At 43.7% G+C, this 21,099-nt stretch carries 21 protein-coding genes and 1 pseudogene; 17 read left to right on the top strand and 5 right to left on the bottom strand.

The features are described from left to right. Positions 1 to 154 precede the first annotated feature (154 nt). A complete protein-coding gene (locus tag ACE01R_RS08435; protein ID WP_395550369.1) occupies positions 155 to 745 on the top strand; it encodes a LysE family translocator in 591 nt (196 codons plus the stop codon). Here ACE01R_RS08435 and ACE01R_RS08430 read toward each other — a convergent pair. Then, positions 742 to 1,374, bottom strand: a complete 633-nt coding sequence (locus tag ACE01R_RS08430) for a DedA family protein (protein ID WP_395550368.1) — start codon at positions 1,372 to 1,374, stop codon at positions 742 to 744. The two genes, ACE01R_RS08435 and ACE01R_RS08430, sit on opposite strands and share 4 nt — an antisense overlap. 195 nt (positions 1,375 to 1,569) lie before the next feature. On the opposite strand from ACE01R_RS08430, the gene ACE01R_RS08425 reads away from it, so the two are divergent. The 5 genes and pseudogenes from ACE01R_RS08425 to ACE01R_RS08405 form a co-directional block, all read left to right on the top strand. Further along, on the top strand, positions 1,570 to 2,022 hold the full coding sequence (locus ACE01R_RS08425; RefSeq protein ID WP_395550367.1) for a DoxX family protein: 453 nt from the start codon (positions 1,570 to 1,572) through the stop codon (positions 2,020 to 2,022). A gap of 124 nt (positions 2,023 to 2,146) precedes the next feature. Continuing rightward, the gene (locus tag ACE01R_RS08420; protein ID WP_395550366.1) at positions 2,147 to 2,545 is read left to right on the top strand and encodes a NirD/YgiW/YdeI family stress tolerance protein; all 399 of its coding nucleotides are present in this window, start codon (positions 2,147 to 2,149) and stop codon (positions 2,543 to 2,545) included. Positions 2,546 to 2,626: 81 nt separating this feature from the next. Further along, complete coding sequence (locus ACE01R_RS08415; RefSeq protein WP_395550365.1) at positions 2,627 to 2,755, top strand: hypothetical protein; 129 nt, start codon at positions 2,627 to 2,629, stop codon at positions 2,753 to 2,755. Positions 2,756 to 2,823: 68 nt separating this feature from the next. Further along, complete coding sequence (gene guaA, locus ACE01R_RS08410; protein WP_395550364.1) at positions 2,824 to 4,392, top strand: glutamine-hydrolyzing GMP synthase; 1,569 nt, start codon at positions 2,824 to 2,826, stop codon at positions 4,390 to 4,392. Positions 4,393 to 4,652: 260 nt separating this feature from the next. Next, positions 4,653 to 4,736 (top strand): annotated as a pseudogene (locus ACE01R_RS08405) (restriction endonuclease); the annotation flags it as partial. Here ACE01R_RS08405 and ACE01R_RS08400 read toward each other — a convergent pair. Further along, complete coding sequence (locus ACE01R_RS08400) at positions 4,737 to 6,005, bottom strand: GGDEF domain-containing protein (RefSeq protein ID WP_395550363.1); 1,269 nt, start codon at positions 6,003 to 6,005, stop codon at positions 4,737 to 4,739. Positions 6,006 to 6,334: 329 nt separating this feature from the next. On the opposite strand from ACE01R_RS08400, the gene ACE01R_RS08395 reads away from it, so the two are divergent. The 3 genes from ACE01R_RS08395 to ACE01R_RS08385 all read left to right on the top strand — a co-directional run bounded on the left by ACE01R_RS08395 (position 6,335) and on the right by ACE01R_RS08385 (position 8,452). After that, on the top strand, positions 6,335 to 7,282 hold the full coding sequence (locus tag ACE01R_RS08395) for a pirin family protein (protein WP_395550362.1): 948 nt from the start codon (positions 6,335 to 6,337) through the stop codon (positions 7,280 to 7,282). A gap of 24 nt (positions 7,283 to 7,306) precedes the next feature. Further along, positions 7,307 to 7,705, top strand: a complete 399-nt coding sequence (locus ACE01R_RS08390; protein ID WP_395550360.1) for an OsmC family protein — start codon at positions 7,307 to 7,309, stop codon at positions 7,703 to 7,705. Between the two features lie 99 nt (positions 7,706 to 7,804). Further along, entirely contained in the window at positions 7,805 to 8,452 is a 648-nt protein-coding gene (locus tag ACE01R_RS08385; protein ID WP_395550358.1) for a glutathione S-transferase, read from the top strand. 44 nt (positions 8,453 to 8,496) lie between these two features. Here the strand turns inward: ACE01R_RS08385 and phoR are convergent, their stop codons facing one another. From phoR to ACE01R_RS08370, 3 genes are all read right to left on the bottom strand, one after another. After that, positions 8,497 to 9,855 carry a phosphate regulon sensor histidine kinase PhoR gene (gene phoR / locus ACE01R_RS08380; RefSeq protein WP_395550357.1) on the bottom strand — a complete coding sequence of 453 codons (1,359 nt, stop codon included), beginning with the start codon at positions 9,853 to 9,855 and terminating at the stop codon, positions 8,497 to 8,499. A 25-nt stretch (positions 9,856 to 9,880) separates the two neighbouring features. Then, complete coding sequence (phoB, locus tag ACE01R_RS08375; RefSeq protein ID WP_395550356.1) at positions 9,881 to 10,591, bottom strand: phosphate regulon transcriptional regulator PhoB; 711 nt, start codon at positions 10,589 to 10,591, stop codon at positions 9,881 to 9,883. Between the two features lie 239 nt (positions 10,592 to 10,830). Then, a complete protein-coding gene (locus ACE01R_RS08370) occupies positions 10,831 to 11,520 on the bottom strand; it encodes a TetR/AcrR family transcriptional regulator (RefSeq protein ID WP_395550355.1) in 690 nt (229 codons plus the stop codon). A 236-nt stretch (positions 11,521 to 11,756) separates the two neighbouring features. Here ACE01R_RS08370 and ACE01R_RS08365 point away from each other — a divergent pair, with 236 nt between their 5' ends. The 8 genes from ACE01R_RS08365 (at position 11,757) to ACE01R_RS08330 (ending at position 21,088) form a co-directional block, all read left to right on the top strand. Further along, positions 11,757 to 12,605: an SDR family NAD(P)-dependent oxidoreductase gene (locus tag ACE01R_RS08365; RefSeq protein ID WP_395550354.1), complete on the top strand. Its 849-nt coding sequence runs from the start codon at positions 11,757 to 11,759 to the stop codon at positions 12,603 to 12,605. Between the two features lie 339 nt (positions 12,606 to 12,944). Then, the gene (locus ACE01R_RS08360; protein ID WP_395550353.1) at positions 12,945 to 14,453 is read left to right on the top strand and encodes an amidohydrolase family protein; all 1,509 of its coding nucleotides are present in this window, start codon (positions 12,945 to 12,947) and stop codon (positions 14,451 to 14,453) included. A 94-nt stretch (positions 14,454 to 14,547) separates the two neighbouring features. Next, the gene (locus ACE01R_RS08355; protein WP_395550352.1) at positions 14,548 to 16,047 is read left to right on the top strand and encodes a DUF3138 domain-containing protein; all 1,500 of its coding nucleotides are present in this window, start codon (positions 14,548 to 14,550) and stop codon (positions 16,045 to 16,047) included. Between the two features lie 25 nt (positions 16,048 to 16,072). After that, positions 16,073 to 17,128, top strand: a complete 1,056-nt coding sequence (locus ACE01R_RS08350; protein WP_395550351.1) for an ABC transporter substrate-binding protein — start codon at positions 16,073 to 16,075, stop codon at positions 17,126 to 17,128. A gap of 15 nt (positions 17,129 to 17,143) precedes the next feature. After that, on the top strand, positions 17,144 to 18,394 hold the full coding sequence (locus tag ACE01R_RS08345; protein ID WP_395550350.1) for an MFS transporter: 1,251 nt from the start codon (positions 17,144 to 17,146) through the stop codon (positions 18,392 to 18,394). Continuing rightward, positions 18,388 to 19,233, top strand: a complete 846-nt coding sequence (locus tag ACE01R_RS08340; RefSeq protein ID WP_395550515.1) for an ABC transporter permease — start codon at positions 18,388 to 18,390, stop codon at positions 19,231 to 19,233. The genes ACE01R_RS08345 and ACE01R_RS08340 overlap by 7 nt, the downstream gene beginning before the upstream one ends. A gap of 2 nt (positions 19,234 to 19,235) precedes the next feature. After that, complete coding sequence (locus ACE01R_RS08335; protein WP_395550349.1) at positions 19,236 to 20,048, top strand: ABC transporter permease; 813 nt, start codon at positions 19,236 to 19,238, stop codon at positions 20,046 to 20,048. An 11-nt stretch (positions 20,049 to 20,059) separates the two neighbouring features. Continuing rightward, complete coding sequence (locus ACE01R_RS08330) at positions 20,060 to 21,088, top strand: ABC transporter substrate-binding protein (RefSeq protein WP_395550348.1); 1,029 nt, start codon at positions 20,060 to 20,062, stop codon at positions 21,086 to 21,088. Positions 21,089 to 21,099: the final 11 nt, after the last annotated feature.

Raw genomic sequence — 21,099 nt, 5'->3', positions numbered from 1 at the left:
GTTTCAAGTTAAATAATTTTAATATCAACTAGTTATTGTTTTTTAATGTAATCTTTAAACGCATCAGGTGATGTTTTTTTATCGAGAAATACTTGTTATTTTTTATCGGTTTCATATAAGGTGTGCCCCATCAGGATGGTGATATCAGGTATGTATGATCGAGAGTTGGCTTTTTGTATTGGCAGTGATTGCGGTATTGATGATTCCGGGTCCAACCAATGCATTACTTGCAAGCTCGGCTTATCAACAAGGCATTGCTAAAACCAGCCTGTTTATTCCGGCAAAAATGCTTGGCTATTTTTATGCCATTAATTTGTGGGCATTACTTATTCATTTGTGTGATCCAGTATGGCCGAACTTTATTCATATCCTGCATTTTTGCAGCGCTATTTATGTGGGCTGGATGGCCTTCCATTTATGGAAAGCTTCAGATTTAGAAAAGCATAATCAACATCATCGTTCTATCCGACCGCGCCAACTGTTCTTTTCTACCTTTAAGAATCCTAAAGCCTTATTATTTGCTGCGGGTGTTTTACCGATTGAAACCTGGAGCAATCCCACCAATTTTATTTTAGTATTTGCAATGTTCAGTCTGGTCCTGTTACCTGCGGTGGTGTTCTGGATGTTTTTTGGGCGGGCAATGCTGGCGGGTCAGTCCAGGCAAATAAAAGCCGATCTGTTATATAAAGGATCGGCCATGTTACTGATTATGTGTATGTTACCCGTTGTTATTCGCTTCTTTTAAGGCGCCTTTTTGAGTTTCTGGCGAATAAAACCAATGATACCCGGCAAAACACTAATAATAATGATACCAAAAATCAGATGGGTAAAATTGTCTTTAACAATCGGCATATTGCCAAATAAATAGCCCAAAATTACAAAAGAACCCACCCAGCAAATGGCACCAATGACATTAAAACTTAGGAAATATTTATAATTCATGTGACCTGCACCTGCGACAAATGGGGCAAAGGTACGGGCAAAAGGAACAAAACGTGCGAAAATAATGGTTTTACCGCCATGTTTTTCAAAGAATTTTTGCGTATAGGTTAAATGCTTTTTATTAATGAAACGTGATTCAATTTCAAATACACGCGGACCAATAAATTTACCAATATGATAATTCAGCGTGTCGCCCAATACTGCCGCAGTAAACAGCAAAATGATCAGAATATAAGGATTCATTGCGCCTGTGGAAGCTGCTAACGCGCCTGCTGCAAACAGCAAGCTGTCACCCGGCAGAAAAGGCATCACCACCAAACCGGTTTCCACAAAAATAATCAAGAAAAGAATGGCATAAATCCACACGCCGTAATCGGTGATAAATTCGAGCAGATGGGCATCAACGTGTAAGATAAAATCAAGCAGTTCCATGGCGCTACAGACAGCAAAAATGTGCTGAAATCCTAGCAGTCTGGGGCATGAAAGTCAGTATCAAAAATAAAATTAATTGCGTTTTCATCTTTTCCTTTTTTTGCCACGATTTATCTTACAAATTATTTATTGATCCTGATTAAAACAGGCTTAGGATGAAAAGGTCATTAAAACAAAAAATCAAAAGGTGACCTCATGTTTAATCCGAATACTTCTATAAAAAATCTGCTGCAAGGTCCGCAGACCGATGCTTTTATTGCTCTGGTTGCACGTGTATTGATGGCTTATATTTTTCTGATGTCTGGCTGGATGAAAATCAATGCTTATGCTGCAACGGCCGGCTATATGGAATCTAAAGGTGTACCGGGCAGCCTGCTGCCTTTGAGTATCCTGGTCGTCGCTGGTGGTGGTCTGGCCTTGTTCTTTGGTTTCCAGGCCCGCTTGGCTGCCTTGGGACTGGCTATTTTTACCTTTATTTGCGGCTTTATTTTCCACGGTACTGGAACTCCAGATGATGCCATTCACCTGATGAAAAATATTGCCATGACTGGTGGACTATTGTTCCTGATGCTGCACGGTGCAGGAAAATTCAGTGTGGATGACATGCTAGAGAGACCCTCACCAGAATTGAGGAAAATAGAAGGCTGATTTTAGTCAGTACAAGTTTTTTTGTAATTACATAAAACCTGTGCACACTACATAAAAGCTGCGTACAAATTGCCCGTATTTTGTTTCAATAAAGATTGATGAAGCTACCATAGTGGAGTCATTCATGAAAAAAATGTTATGGGTAATTTTTGTCTCTGGTTCAATGTTTTCTACAGCATCCTGGGCGGGTAAAAGTGATCAGATGATCGTGAATGAAGCTGCCCAAAACGCGGTAACAATTGCAGAAGCAAAACAACTGGCAGATGAAACTGCAGTGACCTTGTCCGGAGTCATTGTCAAACGAATACGGGGCGATCATTTCGAACTGAAAGATGGTTCCGGTTCAATTGACATTGATGTAGATGATGATTTTTGGAAACCGATGGGCTTAAAGGCTGGTGATCAGGTGAAGGTGATGGGTGAAGTGGATACTCAAAGTGATCAATCCAGCAACATCGATGTCGTTAAAATAGAAAAACTGGTAAATCCAAAGGATAAATGGCTTTGGTATCATCAGAATTAAGCTGCAAGATTTGACTTAATAACCAAAGTCCTAGAGAGCATACGACAAGGTCTAGACAGATGAAGCAGGTTGATATCCATCATGATGAAATTGAAGGATATTCAAATCGTTAAAATAGAAAAATGGCAACATAAACAAGGCATCCGGATGGATGCCTTGTGGTGCCAGAAATATAATGCAATCAACGAATTGAAAGCCTTGTGCGAATAGTGTGCTTAATGCGCCGAAAAATGATAGAATGCAGCGCTTATTTCGTTTGCCTTGCATAGTTGTTTGTCATGACTACCAATACTCAAATCACTGAAGACCGCATCCTGATCCTGGATTTCGGTTCTCAATACAGTCAGCTTATTGCACGTCGTGTACGTGAAGCTGGTGTATATTCTGAAATGTATGCCTATGACATGTCTGAAGAAGACATTCGCGCATTTAAACCAAACGGTATCATCTTGTCGGGTGGTCCGGAAAGTGTTCATGAAGAAGGTAGTCCACGCGCACCTGAAGTTGTATTCAACTTGGGCGTACCTGTACTGGGTATTTGCTACGGCTTGCAAACCATGTCTGAACAGCTTGGCGGTAAAGTAGAGCCAGGTACCGTGCATGAATTTGGTTATGCTGCGGTTGATGTTTTAGTCCGTGACCAGCTTCTTGGTGATTTAAACGATGGCGAAAACAAACTCAATGTTTGGATGAGCCATGGTGATAAAGTCAGTGCAATTCCTGAAGGTTTCCAAGTGACTGCAAGTACACCAAGCTGTCCATTTGCAGCTGTAAGCGATGAAAAACGTCGTTTCTACGGTGTACAGTTCCATCCAGAAGTGACCCACACTGCTAAAGGTGCCGAGTTATTATCTAACTTTGTCCACAGCATTTGTGGATGTCGTAATCTTTGGAACTCTGAAAATATTATCGACTTGCGTGTTGAACAGTTACGTGAACAAATTGGCGATCAAAAAGTATTGCTTGGTCTTTCAGGTGGCGTAGATTCATCTGTAGTGGCAGCTTTGCTACATAAAGCGATTGGCGATCAATTGACTTGCGTATTTGTAGACAACGGTTTACTTCGTTTGAATGAAGGCGAGCAAGTGATGGACATGTTTGCCAAAAACATGGGTATCCGCGTGATTCGTGCCGATGCTGAAGATCGTTTCTTGTCTGCGCTTGCAGGTGAAGTTGATCCTGAGAAAAAACGTAAAATCATTGGTCGTGAATTCATTGAAGTCTTTGCTGAAGAAGCACGTAAGCTTGATGGCGTAAACTTCCTTGCTCAAGGTACGATTTACCCAGACGTGATTGAATCTGCTGCAACCAAAAATGGTAAGGCACACGTAATTAAATCACACCACAACGTGGGTGGTTTACCGGAAGATTTAGCCTTTGAATTGGTTGAGCCAATTCGTGACTTGTTTAAAGATGAAGTACGTCGTTTAGGTACCACTTTAGGTTTGCCACACGAAATGCTTTATCGTCATCCATTCCCGGGTCCAGGTTTGGGCGTGCGTATTTTGGGTGAAGTGAAAAAAGAATATGCCGATATTCTTCGTTTGGCTGATGACATTTTCATGCAAGAACTTCGTGCCAGCGGTTGGTATGACAAAACTGCGCAAGCCTTCGCTGTATTCCAACCGGTTAAATCTGTAGGTGTGGTAGGTGATGGCCGTCGTTATGCATGGGTGATTGCACTTCGTGCCGTTGAAACTGTTGACTTTATGACAGCACGTTTTGCGCATCTTCCATATGAATTGGTAGACAAGATTTCGACTCGTATCATGAACGAAATCAAAGATGTTTCACGTGTGGTTTATGACGTGTCATCTAAGCCACCAGCAACGATTGAATGGGAGTAACTTTCAGCATAGCTGAAAGTCTTGCGAGGTGACAAAGCAGTGCTTTGTTATTTCACCTCTCAGGGTTTCAGGAAGCATTGCTTCCTGCCTAAATTACGCCATGAGCAAAATTAAAAGCATTGCTTTGAATTTTGTGCAAGATGCGCACGGCAGTTTAGGAACCTAGAATTATTCAAATAAAAAAAGAGCGCTTAGGCGCTCTTTTTTTATATTTAAAAAAATTAATCTTTGGAGAATAGGCATAAATATTTTGAGCCACTAAATTCGGCTTGAGTGTGCAAGTCGAGTGAAGTTTTCATATTTATAAAATCGCCCAAAATCGTTTCGATGAGGATAATTTTTAATTATTCATGGGTATAAATCGCCACCTGATTGCGTCCATTTTTCTTGGCTTGGTAGAGTGCAATATCGGCATTTTTAATCAGCAGGTTTAAATCACTTTGATTCGGCTGCAGTTGAGATACTCCAATCGACACACTGAAATTAAAGAAGCACTTATCTTTAACACAAATTTGATGGCTTTCAATTTTTTGACATAAGCGGTTGGCAATGTTCATCGCATCTTCCAGTGTGGTATCGGGTAGCAAAGCAATAAATTCTTCCCCCCCAAAACGGGCCAGTACATCGCTATGACGCATTTCCCGGCGAGTAATATCAGCTAGTACCTTCAGCACTTCATCTCCCACATCATGACCATAGGTATCATTAATATTCTTAAAAAAGTCGATATCAAACATCAACAAGCAGGTCAAATTATATTTGGGCCATTGCTGTATGCTCTGTTCGGCCAATTGTAAAAATTGTCGGCGGTTATACAGCTGGGTCAGTTCATCCGTATGCGCCATTTCAGTTAAGGTGTAATAGTTCCAGTCATTGAGTAACACCCGCAAAAAATTACGTTTTGAATTTAATGTGTTATTCCAGCTGATATACATGCTGAGCAATAAAACCGGCGCGTAAATGAGTGAAAATAAAATCAGTTCCTGGACGCTGACTAACCTGAATACGCCATTAAAAATCACCGCACTAATCAGCAGGGAACTAAAAATGGAATTACGAAAAGATACTTGTATGCATAAATTGCCCAATAAAATAAAAATGATGCTGGCGTAGAGATACGTATTCACAACGGGACTATGTGATAAATACAGTAGTTCAAGCCATATTGCTGCTGCAGCTGCAACAGAAGCCGGTAGCAGGCTATCCAGAATTTTAATATTCTTGCAGTAGCGGAAAGCCAGCCAGTTGACCAATATGGCCAAGACCACAAGACTGAGCCTTGCAATACCGGAAAGCATGCCAATCTCGGGTAATAAAATCCAATCGACAAAGAAATAGCTTAAAAAAGTCAGTTGACCAATAAAATTGACACATTTTAAAAATTGGCGTTGGTGCTTATTTTGATAGTCCAGATAGTATTGTTGAAATTGCTCCGGAATACAGGTTCTAGGATGTTCTAATTGTTGTTTTATCTGTTTTTTATTGTCGAGTGTACACAGCTGCTTGGGTAAAATTGCAGATCCGACATTTGAATATGTATTTTCATTGTCCCCAATATGATTATGTTCTTGATTGTCGGGGTAATGATAATTTTCCTGCTGTCCTTGGGACATGATTATCCTCTTCTATAGCAAGATTGGTCAGAAGGAAATAGTAAGCTGAGGAAAAATATCTGTATACAGAAGACTCGGTAAGTCGTCGTTATAATTGTGACAAAAAATTTTTTTCCTATAAAATTCATATGAATAGGGTGCAAATAGCCAATAACTTATCGCGTTTAAGCCTTGTTTTATGAAGAAAATTTCAAAAATAATATTGTCCTATACTTGGTATTCAGCGTATTAACTTAGCTATAGGCTGAATGACGAAGAATCTATATGATTTATGACAATAGCTTAAAACTTACAACAACAGTCGAGTTCATGAAATTCAGGATAGTCATATGACCAATAGCAGCTATACAGAGCTTTCCAATTCGGACGATTGTGAAAAATACATAAATCAGTTTATTCAGGAATTCCCTTTGCGTAGTGCAGAAATTGGACAGGGCACCGTGATTAAGCGCGCCTTGCCCAGTCGGCATAAGCGTTTAATTGGGGCCTGGTGCTTTCTGGATCATGCCGGTCCGGTAGTTTTCCCTCAAGGTGATGGACTAGATGTCGGACCGCATCCACATATCGGTTTGCAGACTTTTACCTGGATGATTGAAGGCACCATGATGCATACCGACAGTCTGGGCACAAAGCAGCTGATTCGCCCCAAACAGGTCAATTTAATGACTGCAGGTTATGGGATATCGCATACTGAAGTGGCACCGGAAAGTGAAACCCATATGCATGCTGCCCAGCTCTGGATTGCTTTGCCGGATGACAAGATCAATATGGCGCCGCGTTTCGATCATTATCCCGAATTGCCAGTGGTGGAAAGAGATCAGGTTGAATTTACCGTATTGGTGGGGGAGTTCTTACAAACCCGGTCGCCGGTTGCAGTCCATAGCGAGTTGCTGGGTGTAGATTTAACTGCACAGGAATCCACGACTACCCGAATTCAACTGAATCCAAAATTTGAATATGGTTTTATGACACTTGGGGGTGCTGCTGAAGTCAATGGTCATGAACTGACTGAAGACAATATGGTCGTGCTGGAGCCTGGCATGACTGAAATCGAAATCCGGTTGCATAAAGGCAGTCGTGTACTGCTGTTGGGTGGTGAACCTTTTGAGTCACCGATATTACTGTGGTGGAACTTTGTCGGGCGGACTCAGGAAGAGCTTTGCCAAGCCCGTGACCACTGGATAAATCAGGATGACCGTTTTGGTACGATTCCTGACTATCCGGGACCCCGCCTGGAAGCACCCGCATTTCCCGATAAAATGCGTGCCTCAAAATAACAATAAAATTTAGGATTTTTGAATATGGCAATTATTGCAAATGCAGAAGTACAGAGCCTGGCTGAACCCTGGTCAGGCGAAGTGAAAAGCGGAAAACACCAGTTTATTACCGACAAACCCGAATTTTTTGGCGGGCAGGATCTGGGTCCTGCACCTTATGATTTGATTTGTTCAGGCCTGATTTCTTGCACCATGATTACCTTGCGCATGTATGCCAGTCATAAAGGCATAGAGCTCGGTCAATTTTCCGTAGAAGCCGATTTTAATGCCAATAAGGAAGGCAAAGAATGGATGGAGCGTCGCTTGTCCTTTGCACAGCCATTATCGGATGAACTAAAACAAAAAATTTTAGACATCAGCAGTAAAACGCCAGTCACCAAGACACTGTTACGCAGTCTGGAAATTAACACGGTTCTGCTTTAAATATATGACCCGATAGCCATGACATTGTGTGCAAAGCAAAATGTCATTTTTCAAGCCGCTCGGTCATGATCAAAATATAAAAATAGAGGTCAAAAAATAATGATTACATTGCACCATTTAGATCAGTCTCGTTCTTTTAGAGTTTTATGGGCTTTGGAAGAACTGGCTCAAGATTATCAGGTGAAGTTTTATAAACGTTTACCTACTTTGGCTGCACCGCCTGAATTAAAATTGGTTCATCCTTTAGCTAAAGCACCGATCTTGACTGATGAGGAACAAACCATTGTTGAATCGGCAGTGATTTTGCAACATCTGCAGGAAAGCTATGATACAGCGCAGAAATTTAAACCGAAGGCCAAAAAAGATCAGCAACAATACCGTTACTGGATGCACTATGCCGAAGGTTCATTAATGCCGTTATTGCTGATGCAACTGGTGATGAACAATGTCCCGAAACGTGTGCCTTGGCTGATTAAACCAGTCGCACACAAAATTACTGCGGGCGTGAAGGCGGGATTTATTCATCCGCGTTTAAAAGAGCATATTGCTTATCTGGAAGATTACTTATCCAAGCATGAATATTTTGCCGGAACATTTTCTTTTGCCGATATTCAGATGTGGTTTCCACTCGATGCCATTCAATCCAGAACATCCGGTTCATATCCACATATAACCAAGTATCTGAAACGTCTTGAGGAACGACCTGCCTTTCAGAGAGCCAGGTTTAAAGAACAAAACCTGATTTAATATAGACAGGTGGACTGCTTTAAATCAGGGTAGAACGGGGATATTTAGTTGGGTTTGTAAAGGCGCTCTTTAGGGAAAATGACTTTAAAGGTGGAGCCTTCGTTCTCTTTGGATTCAATTTCCAGATGGGCGCCGTGTTGCATTAACACATGTTTGACAATCGCCAGACCTAAGCCGGTGCCACCGGTTTGACGGCTACGCGCGCTATCAACACGATAAAAACGCTCGGTTAAACGTGGCAAGTGTTTGGGGTCAATCCCGATCCCGGTATCTTGCACAGTAAAGATGCCGTGTTCGCCATCATCATGCCATCCTATAGTGATGGTTCCGCCTTTAGGAGTGTACTTAATGGCATTGGTAATCAGGTTGCTAAAGGCACTGGATAGCTCAGTCTCGGAACCGATCAGGTCACAATGGCTGTCAATGTCGAGGTTGAGCGCATGGTGATAGTCGACATTATAGGCCTGCGCATCATCAAACAGCTGGTTCATCAGACTTGGCATTTCAATAATCTGGTTTTTAGCGATTTTTTTGTCATTTTCCAAACGCGACAATAGCAATAAATCATTCACCAGGGCATTCATGCGTTTGGTTTGCGCCTGCATCTGGTCGAAGGCACGTTTCCAGCGCGGATTTAAATCTTCCTGATCGGTAAAGGTTTCAATATAACCGCTAAGGACCGTAAGCGGCGTACGTAATTCATGGGAAATATTGTCGACAAAATCTGTGCGCATTTGTTCCAGATTATGCATGCGGGTCACGTCATAAGCGACCAAGAGGCGGCTTTCCCCACCAAAGCGGGTCATTTTGACTTGTACATAATGGTCTTCAAAGGCGGAAGATTTCATTTTCAGGCCATCGGGTGCCTCGTCAATATGGTTAAAATATTCAATAAAACTGGGCTGGCGCAGAATGGTTAAAATATTGCGACCGCGATCCAGCGGCTGAATACCGAGTAATTTTTCTGCAGCCGGATTCCACCATTCAATTTGGTGCAGTTCATCAATCAGCACCACCGCTTCAGCTAGCGCCACCAGTGAAGATTGTGCCCGATCAATCAGGCCGACCATTTCTGCCTGGACAATACGCTCCTGACGCTGGGAACGGTACACATTAAACAGCAAGGCTCCCCAGATGCCATTTAAACTGGGCGGAACATCATAAGGACGGTTGGAAATCCATTCATTGACTAGATACAGCGAACGCAATTGCAAGGCAAAAAATACTGCAAAGGCGATGAGAATAAAAATCCAGAAATACCCAATCCCTAAACCGATTAAACCCGCAATCAGCAATAAAAAGGTGAGCTGACGTAAATCTTGCTTGGCAAAAGTCCATAGACTGCTGTAACGAAAATGTTTATGTTCTCGTGCAAGTTCCGGGACGGGGTAGGGTTCATACATATAATTCAGTTGACCTAAACGACGACTAACCTAAAGCGACATCTGCGCGGGTAGAAAAACGGTAACCTGTACCACGAACCGTTTGTACATAACGGTCTGCGCCAAACGGTTCCAGTACTTTACGCAAGCGACGGATATGTACATCAATGGTACGGTCTTCAATATATACGTTACCACCCCAGACCTGGTCCAGCAATTGAGCACGGGTATAGGCGCGTTCCGGATGCGTCATGAAAAAGGCCAATAAACGGTATTCTGTAGGTCCCATCTCTAAAATATTCTGACCATGACTGACCCGCTGACTCACCGGATCCAGCACCAGACCATTGGCATCAATGGTTTTTTCACCGCTGAGGGCATTGGCACGGCGTAACACGGCTTTAATGCGGGAAACCAGTTCACGAGTAGAAAATGGTTTGGTCATGTAGTCATCTGCACCGGCATCCAGACCTTGTACCTTATGGTCTTCTTCAGCGCGGGCTGTGAGCATGATCACGGGAATTTCTGACAAGGTTTCATCACGTTTCAGACGGCGGCACAGATCTACACCGCTGACGCCACCCGGTAACATCCAATCGAGTAAAATAAGCACAGGACGTTGGTCCACAATCATTTGATGGGCCTGTTTGGCATCTTCAGCCTGTAGGCATTGGAAGCCCGCCATATCCAGCGAGGTATGGATCATCTCCCGGATCGGAAGCTCATCATCGACGATTAATATATAGTCATCTTTCACAGCGCAATACCCTATTTCACGTAAACGGTGGACCGTTTTATATTTATGACAGGCTTATTACAAAGATTAATTATGACAGTATCATTGCAGAATAGGTAGTCCGGCTGAATTTCGCAAAAAATTGTCACATTTTTGATAAGATACAATCAAGAATTTAAAATAAATCAGTTAGATAAATATATTAAATTCAAGGTGTTGAGTATTTTTTTGACAGTTTGGTGGCAAGGGCTGTGCTGGAATCATATTTTTTCTTTTTTCGAAAAAGTATCAAGCAGCGATAAAAAAACGATACTGCAAGAAGACAGTACCTCCTCTATGGAGAGCTTGAAACCACTGACCACCCAGCGGATGGCGATTTGCGTGACATAGCCATTTAAACCGGTCGAAATCATCGAAATTTCACGTTCAGAGCGGTTGATGTTCGGCATCATCAGCATTACAAAGGCATGAATCATACGGTCAAAACGCGACATGGTTTCATGGATGGTGGCCTGGTTATGCAGTTCCTGAACCAGCATGGCATCAATATAAATAATCCGCGCCATACCCGGATTGTCTTTCAAGGTGGTGAGTAGGGCAGTTAAACCGGCTTCGATCATTTTTCGTGGATCGGTCGAGGCCTGCATAATCGCCTGTGTGACATTGTGCTGCAACTGATCAATCAGCTTTAAGAAGATGGTCTGAAAGAGTTCATCACTTTTCTTAAAGGATTCATAGAAATAGCGTTCGGTTAATTTGGCTTCATTACAAATATCTTTCACAGTTACCGCAAAAAAACCATGCGTGCCATAAGCCTCAATCCCGGCTTCAATCAGTTTTTCACGACGTGCCTGTTTACGTTCGGTTAAAGACATGCCTTTAAATTGACGTTCTTTGATTTTTGCCGGTTTATTTTGATTTTCTTCGAGATTTTTGTGCTGATCAGTCATAAATGTCGTGTGCCGAATGAAATCGAGATTTTGCCTTATATTAACAATAATTTATCTTTAGACCTATGTTTAAAACAAAGCTGCAGCTTTTCCAGTACAGGGAGGAATAGACGATATATTATATTGACAATGGTTATTGTCAAAATTATATTAAATGGATGAACTGCAATCTTCCAGACAGAAAAACAATCGAGATGTTTAGATGGATGATTCAGCAAGCTGAATAAGGATAGCTCATGAAAAATTTTAAAAATAAAGTCGCAGCCATTACTGGTGCAGGGTCGGGTATTGGGCAGCAATTGGCCGTACTTTTGGCCAAGCAAGGCTGCCATTTGTCTTTAAGTGATGTCAATGAACAGGGTTTGGCGAAAACAGTTGAACTGGTCAAAGACAGTCATGTCCGTGTGACAATAAAAAAAGTCAATGTGGCCAAACTGGAAGAAGTGCGCGCCTGGGCTGCTGAAACTGTTCAGGATCATGGTTCAGTCAACATGATTTTTAACAATGCCGGTGTGGCATTGGGTTCAACAGTGGAAGGGGCGAGTTACGAAGAACTGGAATGGATTGTGAATATTAATTTCTGGGGCGTGGTGTATGGCACCAAAGAGTTCCTGCCTTTAATCAAACAATCGGGTGAAGGTCATATTATCAATATTTCCAGCCTGTTTGGTCTAACCGCACAGCCGACCCAGTCTGCCTATAACGCGACCAAGTTTGCGGTGCGCGGTTTTACTGAATCCTTGCGGCAGGAACTGGACCTGGAAAACTGTGGCGTGAGTGCACTCTGTGTACATCCGGGCGGTATTCGTACCAATATTGCCAATGCGGCAAAAATGAATGACAGTATTCGAAGCTTAGGCATGCATCCGGAAAAATCGGCCAGGTCATTCAATAAATTATTACGTTGCCCACCTGAAGAAGCTGCCCGCCAAATTTTGGAAGCGGTACAAAAAGACAAGCGCCGTCTACTGATTGGCAACGATGCCAAAACCCTGGATTTAATCCAGCGCATTTTGCCAACCGGTTATCAGCGTGTTACAGCATTTGCTACCAAATTTAGCAATAAAGGCAAAAAATCTGCTTAAAACAACACGCTTTAAAAAACCCGCGATTGGCGGGTTTTTTTATGTCTTAAAATTCAAGTTTTCGAATATCCAAAAAAATTTTTGTTAAGTTTTAACCCATCAATTGAAGTGATAGGAGAGACTCAGAAATAACTTTATATCTAAAAATAAGAAATAAAAATAAAAAAACCAGCTGAATTTAAATAAGCAAGTGTTGAATTATCAACACACATATCGCGTTAAAACCAACATATTTGGTTGGGATAATTTTAATAAATATTTATAAAACAATAACTTAAAATGTTGGCACGCTTGTTGTAATAACAGGGAGGTGTAATGATAAGAAATTAGGGAATCCTCATGACAGTTTTAAAAGATTTAAAGGCAAAACAATCGCGTGCTGCTCAAGTGCGTTCTCAGCTTGATTATCCGGTGATTGATACGGATATCCATACCAATGCCTACAGTCCTGCACTTGAAGACTATATTGCGCAGTATGGTGGTTCACGTGTGGTCGATGTATTTCGTAGCCATTTAAAAAGTAATGGTTTAAACGCATTAGCTGCAGAGTGGTACAACGCCAGCCCAGAAGAACGTAAAAACCGTCGTCTATTCCGTCCGCCATTTTGGGCACTCCCTTCAGAAAATACCTATGACTTGGCAACGGTTGCCTTACCGGGCTTATTGTATGAGCGTCTAGAAGAACTCGGTACGGACTATGCTGTGCTCTATCCAAACCTGTCTTTATTTCCAATTAATTCATCTAATGATGACCTGCGTTTGTCCTTAACTCGTGCGATTAACCATTTCCATGCCGACATCTATAAGCCTTATGCCGACCGTCTGACGCCAGTGGCTGCGATTCCGCTGAATACGCCACAAGAAGGGATTGAGGAACTGGAGTTTGCACAAAAGTTGGGATTAAAAGCTGCACTCATTCCGGGAGTCGTCCGTCGTCCAATTAAAGCCGTGGCAGATCGTTATCCTGAAGATACAGACCTGCGTCGTTATGCTTACTGGTTAGATTTCTTCGGCATTGACAGTGAATATGACTACGACCCGTTCTGGCAAAAGAGTGTGGATTTGGGGATTAACCTGTCGACGCACTCGGGCAGTCAAAGCTGGGTGGCACGTAATTCACCAAGCAATTATATGTTCAACCACATTAACCACTTTGCCGATGCCTCTGAAGCATTGGCCAAAGCCTTGTTTTTTGGCGGTGTCACTGAACGTATTCCACAGCTTCGTATTGCCTTGTTAGAAGCGGGCGCTGCCTGGGGGCAAAACGTCTTGACCCATCTGGTTGACCGTTTTGAAAAACGCGGTAATGAACATGTGCAACAGTACAACCCGGAACGACTAAATCGGGAATTGGCGCTAGAGCTGTATCGTCAGTATGGGCATACCTTATATCAAGGTCGTGAACTGAATGAAGCCGAGATTATCGAGAGTTTATTTGGTGTGGCTTCAACTTCACGTTTCCAGACGCAAAATCCAGCTGAAATAAATGATTTTGCCTTGGCCAAAATACAAAACAAACAAGACATCTGGGATCGTTGGGTACCGAACTTCTACTTTGGCAATGAAGCGGATGACCGCACGATCGTGGGTGCATTGAATCCAAAGGGCAATCCATTTGGTCAGAAAATTAATGCCCTGTATTCCTCAGATTCTGGCCATTGGGATGTGCCGGAATTAACTGAGCCTTTGGCAGAAACTTGGGACTTGGTCCAAGAGGGTGCGATTACGGCAGAAGACTTTAAGGCCCTGGTGTTTACCAACCCATACCAATTCTATACCGCCAATAATCCGGACTTCTTCAAGGGCACGCAAGTTGAACACAAACTGAAAAACAATCAGGCCGCTTAAACCTAACTACTCGGAAAATTGAAACAACCTCATGCCTTTGGCATGGGGTAGGGGAAATTTTGTATTTAAAACAATAGATGAAGTGAATGTAACAATGAGAAAGACGAGTTTAACTGTTGCGATTGGATTTATTCTGACGACGACATCGAGTTTTAGCTTTGCCCAGGATGCCACTCTCAACAAGCAATTGGAGGGACTCAAAAAGCAGATTGAAGTTTTACAACAGCGTTTAAATGCAGTGGAAGTGCAAAGTTCGACATCCACAAAAAAAGCAGTTGTTCCAACCACTGTGAATGCAGATAACAGCGAAGTGCCGACGGATCAAGACAGCGCAACTGGTGAAGAGACCGTAACGGCTGAAGCGACCCCCGCAACATCCGACGATATTGAAGGTTTGCGTGCCGATATTGAAAACTATAAATATGACCAGTCTCGTCAGTACGAACGTCAAACCGTGAAGTCGACCCGCGATACAACTTTATTCGGTACGGTGCAACTGCGTGCCAATGTGCAGGACAATAACACTGCACCCAATACGCCTAAATCGAGCTTTGATGTGGGTACGGCATTGCTGGGCGTGCGCGGTAACTTATTTAAAGATTATAACGAAGGAAAAAACCTCGATTACCAGGCTTCTTTTGGTTATTCAAAACGTAATGATGGCAGCAACAACAGTAACTTTAACTTGCTGGATGCCTACCTGCGCTATCACGTATTTTCCACCAATGGCGGTGCAGAAGTTCCCAGGCTGAACCTGACTTTGGGTCAACAACTCTTGCCATTCGGCTTGGATGTGCAATCTCCGGAAGATTTACGCCCCACCATCAGCACTGCAACTGCACCGACGTATTTGGGGTTGTTTACCCGTCAAAATGGCTTGATTGTGCGTGGCGATGTCAAGCCATTCGTGGACTATGGCGCGAACTATCGTGCACCGTTGTTTGAATACGCGCTTGGGGTGACCAACGGTAATGGCAGTAACAAGACCGATGACAACAATAGCAAAGATTATATCGGTCGCGTGGCATTTACCTTACCTGTGGATTATGCCAGCTGGCTTCGCGAGCTGAAATTCGGTGCTTCCTATATTAAAGGCGAAGCAAAGTTATCCGGTTCAGGCATTAGCGACAACAAAGCCAAACGAGATCGTCTGGGTTTTGACCTGTATTACAACCACGCACCCTTTGGCGTGACTTATGAGTATCTGCAAGGCAAAACCGATTACATCGATACGACTGTACCTGCCATAAAAGAAGCCAAAGCAGAAGGTCATACCGTCACTGCATTCTATACCTTGGGTGACCAGTTCTATAACAGCATTAAATCCAATGCCAAGTTTGATGATTTCTGGCCGAAATCGGTTCAGGGTTACTACCGTTACGACAGCTATAACCCGAATAAAAATCAGAAAGATTATCTCGATAGTGCAAGTGGCCGTATAGGTGAATATGACATTCATTCACTTGGCTTAAACCTGTTTTTTGCCCAGACCACCAAATTCCAGTTACAGCTCAATCATTACATCTATGACATTGAGACTGCCACACAAAAAGACACCAACGAATTGCAGGCGCAATTCCAGTACACCTTTTAATTTTGATTGTTAAGGAACAGATTTAATGAAACTTTTTTCTAAAAAAATTGCGGCAACATTTCTAGCCCTCTCCGCATTCGGTTTAAGTTTACACATCCATGCCGCCAACCCGAAAGAAATCCGCATTTCTATGTCGGGTGCCGGTGAAGGCGGTAAGCCAAAAACAGGCGGGAGCTTTGTTGCTTCAGCGCATTTACGTGGTGTGTTGGAACAGGAATTTAAGAAAGATGGCATTGCAGTGAAATGGTTATTCTTTCCGGGTGCAGGACCTGCCACCAATGAAGCCTTAGCCAACGGTAAAGTCGATTTTGCTTTACATGGGGACTTGCCGTCATTGGTGGGTCGTTCAACGGGCCTTAAAACCAAGGTGCTATTTTCAACTGGCCGCTTTGGCCCAACCTATGTGGTTGTTCCAGCAGGTTCAAATGCCAAGTCATTTGCAGACTTAAAGGGCAAGAAGTTTTCAATCTTTAAAGGGACAAACCAACAGATCGTTTTTAACCGTGTTCTGGCTAAATATGGCTTTACTGAGCGTGACTTACGCGTGATTTCACAAGATGGCTACTCCGCACGTACAGCACTGGCCACCGGAGATATTGATGCCGCGATTACTTCACCCTTTAGTCTGGTTTCACGTGGAGTCGCAAAGAACTTAATTGAAATTAAAGATCCGAAAGTTGCCCCACTGGCACATTTTTGGGTAACTGAAAGTTTTGAAAAACAGTATCCAGAAGTGACGCAACGTGTAGTCACCACGCTGATCAAACAGGCGAAATGGAGCTCTGAAGAAGCCAACCGTGTCAGCCAATATAAGCTGTGGTCACAAAGCGGTATTCCACTGGTCGATTACAAAAAAACCTGGGATGGCTGGAACCTGAAAGACCGTACTTCGCCATTACTGGACGAGTTTCATCGTGCACAAATTGACAGCGCATTAAAAATTGCCAAAGATGCAAAACTCATCCGCCGCGATGTCGATACCAAAACCTGGTATGAGCCTAAGTATTTAAACAATGCCTTGAAAGAACTGAATTTACAGAACTATTGGCGTGCATTTAATGCCAATGGTCAGCCGAAATAATTCAGGAACCTGGTTATGAATCCGATTGAAAGCAATGTTGTCCTTAGCCCCCTGAGTGCAAAATTCATGGGCAGTTTTGTACTTTTGACCATTATTGCCGGTTTGGGCGTCGGTGTTGCCCGTATTTTGATCTCATTGTACGCCGTGCAGCTCGAAGCAACAGAGCTTCAGTTGGGACTGATTGCAGCAGCGCAAAGTGCAGGTATTCTGCTGATGGCGCTGCCCATTGGGGTCATGGTGCAACGTCTCGGTTCACTGAAAGTTTTTAGTCTTGGCAGTGTCATGGGGGCAGTTTTATATGCTCTCACCCCACTGCAGGAGAGTGCCTGGTATTTACTGGCATTGACTGCCTTGGTGAGCTTTATTTTACCGATGCGCTTTGTCTCGATTAATACCGTTTTCCTGAGTAATTTAAAGCGTCTTGGGCCAGCCAAAGCAGGCTGGTTCCGAGGTTCACACATGATGGGATTTTTCCTGATCGCCCCGGCTTTAACCGTCTTGCTGATTCAGCAGTTTGGTTATAGCAGCAGTTTTTACTGTGTTGCCTTGATGTTTCTTGCCACGCTATTTTTTGCCCCGTTTTGCTTTCAGCAAGTGCCTCAGACTGCCACCAATGCGCCTCACTTTCAATGGCGAGATGTGGTTGCCCCACTGGCATTACTGAAAACCCATGCTGCCTTACGTATGGTCTGCGCTTTAGAGTTTTTAAGCAGTCTGGCGAATAACTATTTTGGCTTTTTTATTGTCGTTATCGCCATTCAAAGCTTCTCTATGGCTGAATCGGCGGCAGTCATGTTGTTGACGACCCAAGGCCTGGTTTTTGTCGGTTCCTTATTTACCCTGGGCGGTTGGGCCGAACTGATTGGCTACCCGAAATTTTACTGGATCGGACTGAGCTTAATGGGCAGTGCCTTACTGATTTTGGCCATCACGCCGATTACATTCTGGATGTGGCCGGCATCGCTGATGCTGGGTCTCGGTTTGGGCATGCTGCACATTGCCAACTTTATGGCATTTGCCAGGGTGGGCGAACAAACCGCAATGGCAAAAATTTCGCCGATTGTGGCGCTGGTTGGCCCAGCCGGTGGCTTGTTTGGCGGCTTTTTAGGGGCTGCATTGGGTGCCAGTGTAGGCTTGCAAAACCTGTTTTTCCCGATTGGTCTGGCCTTTATCGGACTGATTTTATTGATCTCTCGTGATCAGGCATTTATCTCTTTTTTAAAGCCTGATGATTCACAACAACCAGCAGAAGGACAAGAATCATGAGCCTTACGAATGTAAGCACACATTCGGTACAGTGGCAAAGTTACCGTAGTGCATTTGAATTTTTTAAGAAATACCTGAAAGTAACCTTGCAATTGGCTTGTGGTCTGCTGCTACCGGTGTTGTTTTTGGCGGTATGGCATGTGGCAACCGTGCAGCAGTGGTTGCCAGAGCAAATTTTGCCCGCGCCACAATTGGTGTGGAGTACCAGCGTTGAACTTTGGCAGTCTGGCGATTTGCAATTCCACTTTGCCACCAGTGCCAAACGTATTTTCTGGAGCGTGGCTTTAGGGGTGAGCGTAGGCTTAAGTTTGGGGATCTGGTTTGCATTATCACAGCGTGCGCAGCGTTTTGTCTTGCCGAGTATTCATTTACTGACGCAATTCCCGATTATTGGCTGGATTCCACTGCTGATGATTTTCCTGGGCATTGATGAAGCCTTGAAGATCGTTGCGATCTCATTAGCCGTGGTTTCACCGGTACTGATTGCGACCTTTAAAGGCATTCAACATGTGCCAAGCCGTTTACTGGAAGTGGCACAGGTCTATCAATTTTCCAAACTTCAGACTTTTTCAAAAGTGATTTTACCTGCCAGCCTCCCTGCGATTATTAGTGGTCTACGCCAAGGCGTGATGCAGGCCTGGTTGGCCTTGGTGTTTGTGGAATTACTGGCAAGCAGTGAAGGCATTGGCTTCCTGATGGTGTGGGGACGTCAACTGATGCAGATGGATATTATTTTCATGGGCATTATTTTAATTGGCATCACCGGTTTTGTTCTGGACAGTGGTTTGGCTGCCTTTGAACGCCTTGCTCGTTTTTATGCAACACGGGTAGGGGGTTAATCATGTCAGAACTCAGTCTTGAAAAATCAGCCATCCGTGTAAATTCGGGTGTAGAAAAAAGCATTAAAGTGTTGCAAGCCTTGATTTTACCCCTCGCCTTTATTGCACTCTGGGCTGTGGCGTCCGCTTTACAGTGGCTGGATGCCAAACTGATTCCATCCCCCTTGACGGTATTCAACGGGGCAATTCAGAGCTTTAGCCAAGCCGAATTTTGGCAGGGTTTTGTGGCGAGTTTAAGTCGTAATTTTGTCGGCTATGCCATTGGTGCAATACTCGGTGTTGCCTTTGGTGTGGCTTTAGGGACTACACGCTGGATCAACTGGTTATTTGCACCCGGTTTTAACGTATTGCGTCAGGTTTCACTGTTTGCCTGGTTACCATTGATCTCGACCTTTTTGGGTTATGGCAACGGCGCGAAAATTTTATTTATCAGCCTTTCGGTGTTCTATCCCGTGGCACTGCATAGCCTTGAAGGCGTGAGCAGCATCAGTGCGAAATACAGTGAAGTGGCAAGAGTCTATCAATTTCCAAAACTGTATACCTACCGCAAGCTGATTTTACCGGCAGCCAGTCCACAGATTTTTGTCGGTCTGCAACTGGGCTTGATTTTTGCCTGGCTGGCAACCGTAGGTTCAGAATTTCTTTTGGCAAATTATGGCGTTGGACTGGGTAATCTGGTCATTCGTGGTCGTGAGCAGTTTAATGTGTCCTTGATTATTTTAGGCATGCTGAGCATTGGTTTTATCGGGGTGATTTTAAACAGCATCCTTGTCCGCATAGAACGAAAAGTCCTGCGCTGGCAGCAGCGCAGTTAGGAGAAATAACAATGAAAATACTTCCTAAATTTTGGCAAAAAGCGGTCTTGGCTGCCGTGATCGGTGCAAGTGTCGTTGCAGGCTGTAGTACACAACAGCTGGAAAAAAATCCTGCCGCAGCAGTAACAAATTTGCGTTACCAAAGTTATCCCGGTCTGGTGTCCTTGCCTGAACTGGCACAAGACTTGGGTTACCTGGGCAAAATTAAACTGGATTATGTCGGCACGGTACAGGGTGGTCCGCAAGACCTGCTCACGCTGGTTGCAGGCGATGTCGATTTTGCCTCGGCCTTTAATGGGGCGGTGGTGAAAGTGATTGCTGCAGGTCTGGATGTTGTACCGGTTGTTGCCTCTTATGGCAGTGATGCGGAAATGAATGTGGGTTTCTATGTACTGGAAAATAGCCCGATTCGTAGCGCACGCGATTTTATTGGTAAAAAAGTCGCGGTAAATGCCTTTGGCGCACATTATGAATTTATCGTGAAAGATTATTTACTGCGTCATGGTTTAACCGAAAAAGAAATCCGTGAGGTGGAGCTGATTGTCTTGCCGCCAATCAGTGCCGAGCAAGCCTTACGCAATGGGCAAATTGATATTGCCGTGTTCTCGGGCATTTTGGAAAAACGCGCACTCAAGAGCGGTGGGGTGCGTCCGGTGTTTAAAGATATTGAGTTATACGGACCATTTACTGCCGGTAGTTATTCAATGCGCCGCGACTTTATTGAGCAAAACCCGGAGCTGGCCAAAACCTTTGTCAAGGGTGTGGCACGTGCACAAGAGTGGCTACACAACACACCAAAAGAACAAATTGTTGTGCGTATGGAAAGCATTATTGATAAACGTCAGCGCAACGAAACCAAAGTCCTGATCCCATTTTATACCGGAACTGGTGTACATGCAGTGGGTGGGGTGCAAAAAGACCAAGACTTCGCGCCGTGGGTCAAGGCTTTGGTACAAGAGCAGAAATTAAAGCCGCATCAGCTCAATGTCAGCACGTTGTACAGCAATGAATTTAATCCTTATGCAGCACAAAAAAATTAAGATTAAAAAAG

This window comes from Acinetobacter sp. BSP-28 (assembly GCF_044130285.1).
Taxonomy (GTDB): domain Bacteria; phylum Pseudomonadota; class Gammaproteobacteria; order Pseudomonadales; family Moraxellaceae; genus Acinetobacter.
The sequence above is the reverse complement of the archived record's forward strand: the minus strand, read 5'-3'. Positions and strand labels throughout refer to the sequence as shown.